Raw genomic sequence first — 14769 nt, 5'->3', positions numbered from 1 at the left:
CCAACATTGAAAGAGTTTCTGCAAATTAATACGAATGATAATGTGCTCATTGCTTTAAAAGACTTATCTAAAGGCTCTATTCTTCAACTGGAAGACAGAGAACTTGAACTTTCAAATGATATTCCAAGAGGCCATAAAATCGCAATGAATGATATGGAAACGGGAGCCGATATTATTAAATACGGTTTTCCGATCGGTCATTTAACAACTGCTGTGAAAAAGGGAGACTGGGTGCACACACACAATACGAAAACCAACTTAGAAGGTGTTAAGGATTATCATTATGTTCCCCAGTTTTTAGACAACCCTTATACGAAAGAAGAGCGGACGTTTAAAGGTTATAAAAGGAAAAATGGGTATGTGGGGATCCGAAATGAACTCTGGATTGTTCCTACGGTAGGTTGTGTAAACGGAATCGCCGAACAGATTATTAAAATCTTTCAATCTGAAGTCGGTGATATTGCTCCGTTTGATAACATTCAAGTGCTTAACCACAATTATGGTTGTTCCCAGCTGGGAGACGATCATGCCAATACACGGACCATCCTTGGAAATGCCGTAAAGCATCCAAATGCCGGCGGTATTCTCGTTCTAGGGCTCGGCTGTGAGAATAACAGTGTCAACGAGTTTAGAGATTCTCTAGGTCATTATGATGAAGAGCGGGTGAAATTTCTTACATCACAGGATGTTTCAAATGAAATGGAAGAAGGAGTAAAGCTGCTTCACGAAATCTATCAAAAGGCCAAAGGGGATCATCGGGAAGAGGTATCGATTTCCGAATTGAAAATCGGATTAAAGTGCGGGGGATCTGATGGTTTTTCAGGGATTACTGCTAACCCGCTGCTCGGGCGTCTGTCAGACTATCTGACGGCCCAAAATGGCACAACCGTTTTGACAGAAGTGCCTGAGATGTTCGGTGCAGAGACTCTGCTGATGGAGCGGGCTCAAAATGAAGAGGTGTTTCATAAAACAGTTAATCTGATCAATGATTTTAAACAGTATTTCATTGAGCATAAGCAGCCAATCTATGAAAACCCTTCTCCAGGAAACAAAGATGGTGGAATTACCACACTTGAAGATAAGTCGCTTGGATGTACGCAGAAGGCCGGTACATCTGTCGTAACCGACGTATTGAAATACGGGGAACGTTTAACAACAAAGGGTCTTAATCTATTGAGTTCTCCGGGAAACGACCTCGTCGCTTCCACAGCTCTTGGAGCAGCAGGGTGTCAAATGGTGCTGTTTACAACCGGACGAGGCACTCCATTTGGTTCCTTTATCCCGACGATGAAAATTTCTACTAACACTCCGTTGTATGAAAATAAGAAACACTGGATTGATTTTAATGCCGGAAGTCTGATTGAAGGACAGCCTGAAGAAGATCTGCTGGAAAACTTTATTGAATATATCATCAAGGTTGCAGACGGTGAGCTGCTGAATCATGAAAAAAATAATTTCCGTGAAATTGCAATCTTTAAGTCAGGGGTTACCTTGTAGTCGAATTAGAATGAAAGCCTTGCTCCAGCTTCTCAGCTGGATTAAGGCTTTTTTTACGAAGGAGGAACTAAGCATGACAGTTGGCGTACTTGCTCATTTGTTTGGAAAAATGTCTTACAAAGATATTGCATACAAGACGGGAGAGAAAAATTTTAAACACGTTCAGCTCGCGCTATGGAAAGCTTTCAACGATTATGACTTTTCAAAGCCCGGTGTTTTAAGCCCAGGTTTAGCTTTAGATATTGCCGAGGAGTTTGATAAGCAGAATGTATCGATTTCAGTGCTGGCCTGCTATTTGCACTTTTTTCACGAGGATGAAGCCATCAGACGTGAGAATCTGGAACGGTTTAAGGAATTAATCCGCCATGCCAGGTTCTTTGGAGCACCGATGGTTGCATGTGAAGTGGGAAAAGTTTCAAATCATACAACAGGAAAGGAGTGGAGCATTCTTAAAGGTGGATTGGAGGAGCTTGTGGAAGAGGCAGAAAAATGGGGGGTGTATATCGGCATAGAGCCTGCGAACGAACACTTAATTGGAACTGCCGAATCTTTAACACAGATGCTTGAGGAAGTGCCTTCCACAAATTTTGGAGTGGTACTTGATCCTGGAAACCTGGTTCATGAAGAAAACTTTGCAGAACAGGATAGTGTTATCAAGGAAGCTTTTGACTTACTGGGAAAACGTATTATAGCCTGCCATGCAAAGGATCGGATCATTGGAAATAATGGAAAAATCGAAACAGTTGTACCTGGTAAAGGTGACTTAAACTACGAGCTGTATATGAAGCTGCTTGAACAGTATAAACCGCAGGTGCAAATTATTATGGAAGCCGCCAAGGAACATCAGATGCTTGAAGCAAAGAGTTATATTGAAGGAATACGGAAAAAGGCGAGATATGCTGAAGTAAAGAGGACAATTTAATAAGGAGAGATGTGAATGAAGGATCGAGGCTGGGCCATCTTTTTAACGCTGATAATAGTATTCACGACGGTTTATACACCTCTTGGATCGACAACGGTAAAAGCACAGGAAGGCTGGAAATTCGCTGCTTATGGTTCAAATACGAGCGAAGATAAAAATCCACCTCCTCAAATTTCTGAGGATGGCTCAATTACGATGGAAGCAGCAGGCGGTAAAATTGCCAATAGCGAAGTAGGTTTGTCTTATTACTATCTGCCACTTAGCAGCGAGTCAAATTTCGAATTAACAACAGAAGTATATGTGGACCGTTACAGTCCTGACAGCCAGCGCGCCTTCGGATTAATGGTCAGTGATGGAGTCGGGGAACATGGAGACAGTTCAAAAGCGGATGCCAGCTACACTGCTGTTGGGGCGCTTGATGATACTGTAAGAGGTTTCTACAGCCAGGGAGGACTTGAAAAACTGGATGCTTTTTCTGAAACCAGCCTGCCGGCAACAGGGGAGTCCTATGAGTTAAGCATTAAAAAATCCGGGGATACGTTTCTTCTGACAGCAGATGGGCAAAGTGAAACCGTGAAGATGGAAGATGTTTTTACAGATGATCTTTACGCTGGCTTGTTTGTTGCCAGAGATGGCGAAATTACGTTTAAGAATACAGAATTTCATCAGTATGAAAACAATGTGGAAGAGCTTACTGTGAATACAGACGATATGAAAACAGAATACTTAATTGATGAGTCTCTTAATCTTGATAATCTGGAAGTCTCAGCTGTCTTAAATGATGGAAGCGAACAACAGCTGTCTGAAAAAGATTATTTTGTATCGGGATTTGATAGTTCAGAAGCGGGAACCAACACGGTAGCCGTCCATTATAATGGAAAGTCTACAGAGATTGACTTAACGATCCGTGAGCTTCAGCTTACTGATCTGAGCATTCAATACTATCCGGCCAAAACGAAGTACTATCTTTATGATACTTTCGATCCTGAAGGGCTTGTCGTTATTGGAGAATTTGAAAGCGGTTACCAGGAAACGGAATTAACGGCCGATCAGTACCAGCTGCTTATAGACGGGGACGAATTTGATGAAGAGCCGCTTGATCAAGCGGGCACTCACACCGTAACTGTTCAGTCCAACCAGGGGGATGTTAGTACCTCTTTTGATATTGACGTTATAGATGAACGTGTGATTGGACTTCATGTCAAGCAGTCTCCACAAAAAACGCAGTATTTTATAGGCGAGGAGCTGTCTCTTGATGGTTTATCTGTTACAGCTGAATATAGTGATGGACAAACTGAGAGAGTGCCAAAAAATCAGCTTGAGGCGGCAGGGTTTGATTCCAGTAAGACGGGAGACCAGGAAGTCAGCCTTTCTTTTAAAGGAGAATCGACTTCTTTCACAGTAAACGTAAAAGAAAAAGAAGCAGAAGGTATTTCTGTAACCAATTATCCGCAGACAACTTATCAAATTGGAGATGAGCTTGAACTTTCCCAGTTGGAAGTATCTAAGGTTTATGATAATGGAGAAAAAGAGCTGCTAAGTGAAGATCAATATAACATAGTTGATTCAGCATTTGATGCAAGTCAGCCAGGCGTCTATCCACTTACGATCTCCCCTTTTGATGATTCACTTGAAGCTATTCGGCTGGAAGTCACAGTAAGAGAAGCTTATGAGCCGGAGTGGAAATCCATCCAATTCGGTCAGTCAACGGGTGAGGATACAAATTATATTGAAGAGAATGATGGAAGTATTCGAATTGTAGCTGAGCCGGGTGCCGGAAAAATTACAGGCGACCATGACGGAATTACGTATTACTATACCGAAATCGATGCAGAACAGGACAACTTTGAATTATCCGCGGACATTAAAGTTAATGAATATGCGAAGAGTCCAAACCACGACGGGCAGGAGTCATTTGGTATTATGGCCCGCGATGCTATCGGTGAAAATAACGATTCCGGTGTGTTTGCTTCTAACATAGCGGCTGTTGGCGGATTCAGCGGAGGTACACAGGAAAAGAACGGCACCCAGTTATTTATCCGCACAGGCGTTGACTCTCCTGATGGGGCAGGGAGTGAAGGCGTACAGAAAATCATGCTTCAGGATGAGAAGCCAGGACCTGGGAAAACATATCCTGAAAAAGATTACCGCCTGACATTATCTAAGACAAACAGCGGTTATACCGGCAGATTAAATGATGGATCGCAGGAAATATTCTTCGAGCCTGACATTTTAAATGTACAGGATTCGAAAATTTATGTTGGTTTTTATACTGCTCGCTTAGCAGATATTGAAGTGAGCAATATAGATTATAATATTTCTGATCAGGCCACAGATGCACCGAAAGTAGAGCCGCCACAAGAACCCGTTAGACCTGAATTTTCAATTGAATCCCGCAGCAAGTCATCTGAAACTGCATATGATTTGCTGATTAAATCCAATGTTGATGGTTTAGCTGCTGTGAAGCAGGGAAGTGAAATCATCGCCAGCGATCTGCCTGTAAAGAAAGGTGAATTAACTTCTCTTGAGACAGAGCTGGAAAACGGTGCAAATAATTTCAGTTTAACCTTTTACCCTGATGACACTCAGTATTTAACTTCTTATGATAAGCAGGTAAAAAACTTTACAGTAAAACTGAGAACTTTTGCTGAAGAGGGAGATATACATGTAGCCCCTTCAGGAACGAGTGAGGGGGACGGAACGAAAGACCAGCCTCTTGATTTAGACACGGCGGTTGAGTATGTTCTTCCGGGACAGAAAATTGTTCTGGCGGAAGGCGATTATGTCCAAAGCTCCCCACTTACGATCGATAAATACAACGATGGCAGGGAAGATCAATACAAGTATTTAATTGCTGAAGAAGGAGCACGTCCGGTTATTGATTTCGATAAGAAATCGGAAGGTGTCGTGCTAAGCGGTGATTACTGGCACATTAAAGGCATTGACTTTGCCCGCTCGGCAGGTAACACAAAAGGATTTACGGTTGGCGGCGACCATAACATCGTAGAATTGAGCCGATTTTATGAAAATGGTGATACCGGGCTTCAGATCAGCCGGACAGATGCCAGTGAACCGAAAGAGGACTGGCCGTCCCATAACTTGATTTTAAATAGTGAATCATTTGATAACCGCGACCCATCTGACAATAATGCGGACGGATTTGCCGCTAAATTGACATCAGGGGAAGGCAACATCTTCCGTGGATGTATTGCCCATCATAATATCGATGACGGCTGGGACCTATATACGAAAGCAGGAACTGGTGCGATTGGTGCTGTTTTAATTGAAGACAGTATCGCTTACGAAAATGGCACCCTGTCAGACGGCACGATCGGAGATGGAGATAAGAACGGGTTTAAGCTGGGAGGAGAAGGGATTCATGTCCCGCATGTTTTAAAAGACAGCCTTGCTTTTTATAACGGAGCTGATGGCATTACAAGCAACAGCAATCCAGGTGTTATTACGGAGAATAATATCAGCTTTAATAACGAAGGAAGGAATGTTTCCCTTACGACCTACGGTAATATTGAGGAAGATTTTACAGTGGATGGCCTGGTTTCCTATCAAACAGGGGAAGCTTCTGCTGACCAGTATCCAGAAGAAAATGAGTCTGATGAGAACTTCTACTTTAACGGAAGTGAAAGTATCAACCAATCTGGCAATGTCCTTACAGAGGAGAATTTCGTCAGCCTGGATCCGAAACTTCCATTTGAAAGAGATGAAAAAGGAAACATCCTGAGAGGAGACTTCCTAAAACTGCAGGTAAATGCAGATATGAAAGTAACTCCTAACGTTCTGAAGAAAAAAGATTATAACAAGAAGGGGCCAAAAGTTAAGGTTCATCTAACTCTGCCTGAAGGGTACTCAATGAAAGATATCGTAGAAGACAGTATCCGTTTAAATGGGTCTATTAAGCCGCTGGATGATAAAAACCATGGAAAAATTGAATTTTCCCGCCATGAAGTTGTAAAGCCGCTGGATAAGGGCGAACAGACATTAAGCTTGACGGGCCTATTGAAGTCAGGGGAGGCCATTAAAGCAGAGACAACCATTCGAGTAAAGTAATAAATAAAAAATGCCCTCGGAGAATCGTAAAATCTCTCCGGGGGTTTGTTTTAAAATTTTCGACTAAAGAATGCATTTCTTAGGGGAACTGCCTGGAGTTTAAGAGTGCCAAACTTTAATGAACTGGCAATTTCCTATATATAAACAATTGAAAGAAGGACTAAACAATGAAAGAGAATTCGTCGCTCTCATACAACCAGCTGAATGCCTTTTTTATTCCACTCGGTTTCTCGGCAAGTTTAACCGCTATTACTCACGTTATTATTAATGGAACGCTGAGCAGGGGGGATAACGCTGCATTTATCATTGCGTGCTATGCTGTCGCGTTTGCCATTTTTGGGATCATAGAAAGACCTGTTATCGTGTTTCGACAGACTTGTTCAGCTTTAGTAAAGGATACGCGGTCATTTAAAAAGCTTGCCGTTTTTATGATCTGGCCGCTGGCTTTTATCATGATGATTTGTCTGCTGATGATTTACAGTCCTTTTGGAGAATGGGTTTATGTGCAGCTTTTCAATGCTGATGAAACCATGGTGTATACGATTTCTGTGACTTTTAAAGTCATTCTGTTTGTTATTGTTTTTTCGGGTATCCGCGGCCTCTACCAAGGAATTATCATTAGCCATCTGAAGACGAAGTGGCTGACTATTATGGTTGTTATTCGGCTGAGCGCTATGCTGTCTGCGGCCTATTTGTTTGTGTTATTCGATTATGTGACAAGCGCTACAGGTGCGATCTTATTCTTGACGGGAATGGTGATTGAATGTCTCATCAGTATATGGAAGGGACATCAATTACTTGATGCAGATGCTGAGGGGACAAAGACTTCTTCTTTGAATAACCGAGAGATTTCCAAGTTTTATTTTCCGTTAGTTTTCTATTTTGTTATTCAGACTATTCTGGTACCTGTCATCTATGTTTTTTTATCAAAAACGGAAGATATTGAAATGGGGATAGCTTCTTTTGCCCTGGCATTCAGCATTACGCAGATGCTGCTCAGTTTCTTTATGTACACACATCAGCTCGTACTCCAGCTTTATGAGGAAAATAAGCAGAAAGTGTTTAGATATATCACTGTAATCAGTGTCATTCCTACAGTGTGTTTGGCCTTTTTATGCTATACACCGATCGGATTATGGTTTATGAATTCGGTCATGGGTGCAGAGGAAGAACTCACTTTGACAACATTAGCGGTCCTTCAATTTTTTATGATTAAAACTCTCGTGTTTCCGTGGATTGACTTCTTGAACGGCTTTTTGATGCTTCATAGAGAAACACATCGCATGATTGCAGCGCAGCTCTTAAATCTGCTTGTCGTAACAGGGGCTCTTTTAACACTCGTCTATTTCTTTCCATCATGGAATGGAGTGAACGGTTCGATTGCTGCTTCTTTAGGTGAGTTATCGTGTCTGATTCTCGTATTATGGATTGTGTTCCGATTGAATAAAAGGGAAAAACAACATAAAGCGCAATCTGCTTAACATATACCATACCCAATTATTAACAATAGGAAAACGTCGAAATATGTTATAATTTTCTTACAAATTGATGGTGAGAGGGGGAGGGCCATGAAATATAAACATTTTTACAGTAACTTTTCAATCAGAAACAAAATCTTTTCGATGTCTCTCCTCCTTTTAATGATTTTTGGAACAATGGGTCTGGTAACCTACCATTACTTCACTAATTTATATGAAAAAAGGATTTATGAAGAATCAGCAGGCATGCTTCAGCTCTCTTCATCCGTGCTGGATAAAGAGCTGAATATTGTAGAAAATCTTTCATTTCAAGTTAGTACTGATTTTGTCATACAAAACTATTTATATATTATGAACGAGCAGAGCCTTAACCGTGAAACCTATCAGACGAGGACCCGTCTGCTTGAACGTTTGCTTGCTTATGCGTCGACTAGAAAGTATATTTCATCAATGCAGATTATTGACCGCAACGGTGAAAAGTACACTACCGGATTTAACACAGAAGTAGAAAGTGATTATAACAAGATTCAAAGATTGCTAAAGGACGCTAAAGGCGCAAACATTTGGACGACGATTGAAGGGCGTAATGGAATTTCATCAGCCCGATTGATTCGACAAACCCAGAATCTAAGCTTGCAGGATATGGGGTCCTTAATTATTTCTATAGATATGAATGAATTTATAAAAGAAACCCTAAACTTCTCACCGAATAATGACTTTGTAATTACGAGTAACAATGAAATCTTTTATCAAAGCAATGAAGAGGGCCAATGGGAAATAGAAGACTTTTCTTCTGAAAAAGATGGAAACGGTTACAATGTTGTGGAAATTGACGGCAATAAATATTTATTATCCTATGCACATTCGGATTTTTCGGAATTAACGTACCACCACTTGCTGCCTTATGATAACATCACTTCCCAGACGCTTACTATTAAAAATATTATGATTCTCTGTTTCTTATTGATGCTGACACTGTCCATTACTTTAAGCCGAAGAGCAGCTCATAATATCTCAAAACCGCTTGAAGACTTAACGGTTCAAATGAAGAAAGTACAGAGCGGAAATTTTGAAGAACCGCTGTCTGCCAAGCATTATAATGATGAAGTAGGAGACCTCCATAACAACTTCCGTTTGATGATTAACCGGATCAATGAATTAATTAAAGAGAATTATACAAAGCAGCTAATGATAAAAGAAACAGAATATAAAGCGCTTCAGGCTCAAATTAATCCGCACTTTCTATACAATACACTCGATTCAATAAACTGGATGGCCAAGGTGAATAAGCAGGAGAAGATCTCAGTGATGGCGGCAGCGCTTGGCAGTATGATGAGAAATATAATAAGTAAAAAAACTCCGATGATCACAATAAAGGAAGAGCTGGAGATTGTTAGGAATTATATTACCATCCAAAAATATCGTTATGATCAGCGGCTTGATTTCACACTGGAGGTCTCTGAAGAAGTGGAGGATGGACATATTCCAAAGCTTTCTATCCAGCCTATCGTGGAAAATGCAATTCAGCATGGACTGGAAGAAATGGTATCTTCCTGTCGTATCGTTGTGACGATTAAGGAAGTCGACGATGATTTAGAAATTTCTGTTACTGATAATGGCCCGGGTATTGAAGAAGACAAGCTGGAAGCAATATATCAGGGGCTCATCAAATCACGAAGCTCGGGGATTGGAATTAATAATATCAATGAAAGAATTAAGATGATGTATGGAGAGGCGTACGGAATAACAATCAATAGTGAACCCGGTACAGGAACAGAAGTAATAATCAGAGTTCCTTATACGAATGAGATGGGGTGAGTGAATGTATAAAGTGCTGATTGTTGATGATGAGATTAACATTCTTGAAGGGATAGCGGCTATTGTCAATTGGGAAGCCTGTGGTACAGAGCTGGCAGCCAAGGCCCATCACGGGCTGATGGCATATGAAATGATAATGAGCGATCCTCCCGATATCGTAATTACGGATATAAAAATGCCTGGGTTAAACGGAGTCGAACTCATACAGAAGGTTTACCAGACGAACCCCGAAATAAAGTTTATTGTACTTTCGGGACATGACGAATTTGAATTTGCCAAAACGGCGATGGAATGTAATGTCCAACACTATCTTTTAAAGCCAAGTGATGAAAATAAAATTGAAGAAGCTTTAACAAAAGTGGTGAAGACGCTTGATGAGAAAAGTTCCAGAGAACAATTTCTTGAGAAAATGAAGGAGAGCCTGCAAAGTGTTATGCCTAAGGCGAAGGAGCAGTTTTTAAAAGAATTCATTACAACGAAAAAATATGGGGTTAAGGACTGGGAGTACTACAGCAGTGTGTTTGGGCTTCATACGACTGCCGATGAATACCGGATTTTATTAATGAAAGTGGAAGGTTCATCGGAATATGAACACTTGCTTGCCTTAAAAGAACTGGTCATCGAGCAATTGGAAGACACTTATATTACATTGGAAACAACGATTGGCGATAGAGTCGTGATTCTAATCGAGCGTTCCTTACAGAGAGAAATGGTTTCCTGTTTGCAACAAGTTAAGGAACATTTTTTCAACTATTATAACCTCGAGTGTTCTGCGGCTATCAGTGAGGCAGGAAGCATACAGCGGCTTCGCCAGCTGTATAAAGAAGCTCTTGACTGTCTGACACAGCAGTTCTATGTCGAGGGAGGCAGCATCGTAACTGTTCAGGAATTAAAGAAACCTTCTAATCCCGTGGAAGAATTACAATATGATCATCAAGATCTATTGTTCGCTGTTCGAAGCGGGGATTCAAAGACAGCCCTGGAATATTTAGAAGATTTCTTTGAAGAGATAAAACAGGAAAAATATGAAGCCGGCCTTGTCCAGACTCATTGTCTGGAACTGTACTTGGCATTAATCAGGCAGGCGGATAAACAAGACATGGAAGAATACCTTAAACAGGTTCTGGTGTTTCAGCAATATGACAGGCTTCATGAATTTAAAGAATTTCTTGAGCAGACAGCATTACAAATCAGCCGTTATCATTACGAGAAGACGAAGCAGACACAGAGCCATATAATTGATCGTGTAATCAGCTATGTCGAAGATAACCTGGGAGATGAAGAGCTTTCCCTGTCCAAAATTGCAGCCGAAATCCTGTATATGAACTCTGATTATTTAGGAAAGCTGTTTAAAAAGGAAAAGGGAGAGCGGTTTTCAAACTTCTTAATTAACCTCAGAATTGAAAAGGCAGTTGACATGATCGAACACTCCGATCATGTAAAGATATTTGAAGTGGCCGAAGCGGTTGGTTTTGGCAATAATCCTCGCTATTTTGGACAGGTATTCAAAAAATATACAGGGATGACACCGACAGATTACAAAAATGTAAAAGCTGACTTATAGAGTGTTCTCTATAAGTTTTTTTATGGGTTTCTAAGAAAAAAATGACGGATCAAGGAGAAGTCTGTTTTTTAAACATGAATGTCTGAAAATTTTATTTATTTAAAAAACTATAAATTCTATGATAGACACATGAAACAGAAAGCGCTTTCAAATTTGGAGGGGGAGAAAATAGTATGAAGAGCAAATTATGGTTGGTTTTTTTATTAACGCTGATGACGGTTCTGGTTCTTTCAGCCTGTTCAGGTTCTGACGAAGCAGAAGGAAACAGCGACGGCGGTGAAGATGGGGTAACCGAGCTGACGATGTCCTGGTGGGGTTCCCAAAGCCGGCATGACCAGACACAAGAAATCATTAAAGCATTTGAAGAAGAAAACCCTGACATTAAAATTAATGCAGAATTCACTGGATTTGACGGATATTTTGAGAAGATGGCAGCTTCCGCATCAGGGAACAATCTGCCTGACATCATGCAGCAGAACTTCGGTGAGTACTTAAACCAGTATGCGGATAAGGAATTACTGGCGGACATTACTCCTTTTGTTGAAGATGGAACGATTGATCTCGAAGGAGTAAGCGATACAGTACTTGAATCAGGTATGAAGGATGACAAATTACAGGGGGTTCCTACTGGAACGAATGCTCTGACAGCCTTTTACAATCAGGATATGCTTGATGAAGCAGGTGTAGATGTATCTGACGGAAACTGGAGCTGGGAAGATTACGATGAGTATACGCAAAAAATTAATGAAGCTACTGGAGAATACGGTGCCCGCTTAATGGAGCCGAAGAACCTTTTCGAATACTATTTAAGAGAAAGTGGCAAAACGCTGTTTAATGAAGATGGTACTGCTTTAGGATATGATGACGATCAGCTGCTTGTAGATTATTTTGAGCGTAACGTAAAACTTCATGAAGCGGGAGCTGTCCCTGGCTATGATACGATTCAGCAAATTAAAGGGGTAGAGGATGAGCTGATTGTACGCGGAGAAGCAGCCTTTGATTTCAGATGGTCCAACCAGGCTACAGCACTGGACAGCTCAGCAGGAGATAAAAACATTCAAATGACACTGCTTCCGGGTGAAAACAATGAACAGGCTATGTATTTAAAGCCTGCGATGCTCTGGTCCATTGCTGAAAACTCTGAACATAAAGAAGAAGCAGCTCGTTTTATCGACTTCTTTATCAATAACATTGATGTATATAAAATTGCAGGTTCTGACCGCGGAGTGCCATTAAAAGAAGACATTCGAAATGAATTAATGGATGACTTAAGTGACACAGACAAGAAAGTATACGAATATATCGAAGAAGTCACTGAGAGAAGTGCTCCAATTGATTCGAACTTCCCGCCGCAGGCTTCAGAAGTACTAGGTGCTCTGCAAAAAGTGGATGAGCTTGTTATTTACGGAGAGCTCAGCCCAGAAGATGCTGCACAACAGTTTAGAACGGAATCAGAAGCAATCCTTGCCAGATAATCTTAAAAGGAAATGATGGTCCTGAGACAACTGGATTCAGGACCATTTCCTTTTCTTAATCTTCAAGAGATACGAAAAAAGAGGTGAAAATTATGATCCCTGAGAAAAAGACACAGGAATCTGAAGAGATTCCTCATACGAAACAGAAAATAAAGAAACAAATGAAAGTCTTGCCGCCTAAGAAAAAAGTATCAACCGGGAATAAAAATTTAACGGGGTACATGTTTATTTCCCCTTTTATTATAGGATTTCTTTCATTAACACTGTTTCCGATCCTTTACTCGCTTTATCTTTCGTTTACAGACTTCGATATGATGGGCACACCAAATTGGATCGGACTTGCCAATTATGAACGTATGTTTACAGGTGACCCGACTTTCTGGCAGGCAATGAAGGTGACCTTCTTCTATGCAGGAATTGCCGTACCATTTCGTCTCATTTTTGCCTTGCTTGTTGCGCTCGCTTTAAATAAAGTCGTAGAAATGGTTGGTCTTTACCGAACACTGCTATATCTGCCCTCTGTAGTAGGAGGAAGTATAGCCGTGTCTATTATGTGGCGTCAGCTGTTTGGTGATGATGGTGCTTTTAACTCCATCCTTTCGCTAATTGGATTCCCGACTCATTCATGGCTGGGTGATCCGGATACAGCGATTTGGACTTTGATTTTACTATACGGTTGGCAGTTTGGTTCTTCGATGCTGATTTTCTTAGCAGGTCTTCGTAATATTCCAAAGACCTTTTACGAAGCGTCAAGTGTGGACGGAGCCGGACCTTTACGTCAGTTCTTTATCATTACGATCCCATTATTAACACCCGTAATCTTATTCAACACTATAATGCAGGTAATTCAAGGGTTTATGGCATTTACCCCAAGTTTCGTTGTTACTAACGGCGGTCCTGTAGACAGTACCCTTCTCTATGTTTTGTATATGTATCGCCGGGCTTTTGAATACTTTGATATGGGTTATGCTTCTGCGATGGCTTGGGTCATGCTTATCATCATAGGAATTTTTACGGCATTAATCTTTAAGAGTTCTGAGCACTGGGTGCACTATGAATCGGATGCCAAGTAGAAAGGAGGAAGCTCTTTGAAGAAAAATAAAACAGTTAAGAAGACTATTCAGCATGTTTTAATGGCATCTTTTGCAGCGATCATGATTTATCCGCTGCTTTGGATGGTGAGCAGCTCGCTAAAAGAGAGTTCCCAGGTTTTTGTGGATTCTTACTCGCTCATTCCGAAAGAATTCAACTTTGAGAACTATATTGAAGGATGGAATGGATTTGCAGGAATTACGTTCACAACCTTTTTTACAAACTCTTTGATTATTACAGTAATAGCCACAGTTGGAAGTGTTGTCTCTTCCACAGTTATTGCTTATGGATTTGCCCGAATAAAATTTGCAGGTAAGAGAATCTGGTTTGTCTGCATGATGCTTACGATGATGCTTCCTTTTGAAATGGTGATGATTCCCCAGTACATCATGTTCAACCAGTTTGGCTGGATCGATACGTATCTTCCATTGATTCTTCCAACTTTCTTTGGAATTCCTTTCTTCATCTTTTTGATTATGCAGTTTATTCGTACGATCCCAACAGAGCTTGATGAAGCAGCAAAAATTGATGGCTGTAACAGCTTTAACATTTTCTTCCGCATTATTGTACCACTGGTTGTTCCGGCGATGATGACATCTGCTATTTTCTCCTTTTACTGGAGATGGGACGATTTCATGGGACCGCTGATTTATCTTTCGACACCTGAAAAATATCCTGTATCCCTGGCCCTGAAGTTATTTTCAGATCCAAACTCCGTAACGAACTGGGGAGCCATGTTTGCAATGTCTACGTTAAGTATTCTGCCGATTTTTGTTATTTTCTTTATTTTCCAAAGGTATATTGTGGATGGAATCAGCTCCACAGGATTGAAGGGTTAAATTTTATTGGAGGAGAGAT

The 14769-nt window shown here is 40.8% G+C and carries 9 protein-coding genes; all 9 read left to right on the top strand.

Annotation, left to right across the window (positions count from 1 at the left end; all coding sequences use genetic code 11):
- Positions 1-6 precede the first annotated feature (6 nt).
- The 9 genes from B7E06_RS16020 (at position 7) to B7E06_RS15980 (ending at position 14750) form a co-directional block, all read left to right on the top strand.
- On the top strand, positions 7-1497 hold the full coding sequence (locus B7E06_RS16020) for a UxaA family hydrolase (protein ID WP_082234941.1): 1491 nt from the start codon (positions 7-9) through the stop codon (positions 1495-1497).
- A 73-nt stretch (positions 1498-1570) separates the two neighbouring features.
- Positions 1571-2419 (top strand): sugar phosphate isomerase/epimerase family protein, encoded by an 849-nt coding sequence (locus tag B7E06_RS16015; protein ID WP_082234940.1) that lies wholly within the window; start codon positions 1571-1573, stop codon positions 2417-2419.
- Positions 2420-2434: 15 nt separating this feature from the next.
- On the top strand, positions 2435-6484 hold the full coding sequence (locus B7E06_RS16010; protein ID WP_082234939.1) for a bacterial Ig-like domain-containing protein: 4050 nt from the start codon (positions 2435-2437) through the stop codon (positions 6482-6484).
- Between the two features lie 167 nt (positions 6485-6651).
- Positions 6652-7965, top strand: coding sequence for a hypothetical protein (locus tag B7E06_RS16005; protein ID WP_082234938.1), 1314 nt, complete (start codon positions 6652-6654; stop codon positions 7963-7965).
- A gap of 87 nt (positions 7966-8052) precedes the next feature.
- Complete coding sequence (locus tag B7E06_RS16000) at positions 8053-9780, top strand: sensor histidine kinase (RefSeq protein ID WP_082234937.1); 1728 nt, start codon at positions 8053-8055, stop codon at positions 9778-9780.
- Positions 9781-9784: 4 nt separating this feature from the next.
- Positions 9785-11344 (top strand): response regulator, encoded by a 1560-nt coding sequence (locus tag B7E06_RS15995; RefSeq protein ID WP_082234936.1) that lies wholly within the window; start codon positions 9785-9787, stop codon positions 11342-11344.
- A gap of 173 nt (positions 11345-11517) precedes the next feature.
- The gene (locus B7E06_RS15990; RefSeq protein WP_082234935.1) at positions 11518-12819 is read left to right on the top strand and encodes an ABC transporter substrate-binding protein; all 1302 of its coding nucleotides are present in this window, start codon (positions 11518-11520) and stop codon (positions 12817-12819) included.
- A gap of 161 nt (positions 12820-12980) precedes the next feature.
- Entirely contained in the window at positions 12981-13892 is a 912-nt protein-coding gene (locus B7E06_RS15985; RefSeq protein ID WP_082236035.1) for a carbohydrate ABC transporter permease, read from the top strand.
- Between the two features lie 60 nt (positions 13893-13952).
- Complete coding sequence (locus tag B7E06_RS15980) at positions 13953-14750, top strand: carbohydrate ABC transporter permease (protein WP_179134142.1); 798 nt, start codon at positions 13953-13955, stop codon at positions 14748-14750.
- Positions 14751-14769 lie beyond the last annotated feature (19 nt).

The organism is Halobacillus massiliensis, from assembly GCF_900166625.1.
Classification (GTDB): domain Bacteria; phylum Bacillota; class Bacilli; order Bacillales; family Halobacillaceae; genus Halobacillus_A; species Halobacillus_A massiliensis.
Note: the sequence above shows the minus strand (reverse complement) of the source record. Positions and strands in the feature narration are given on the sequence as shown.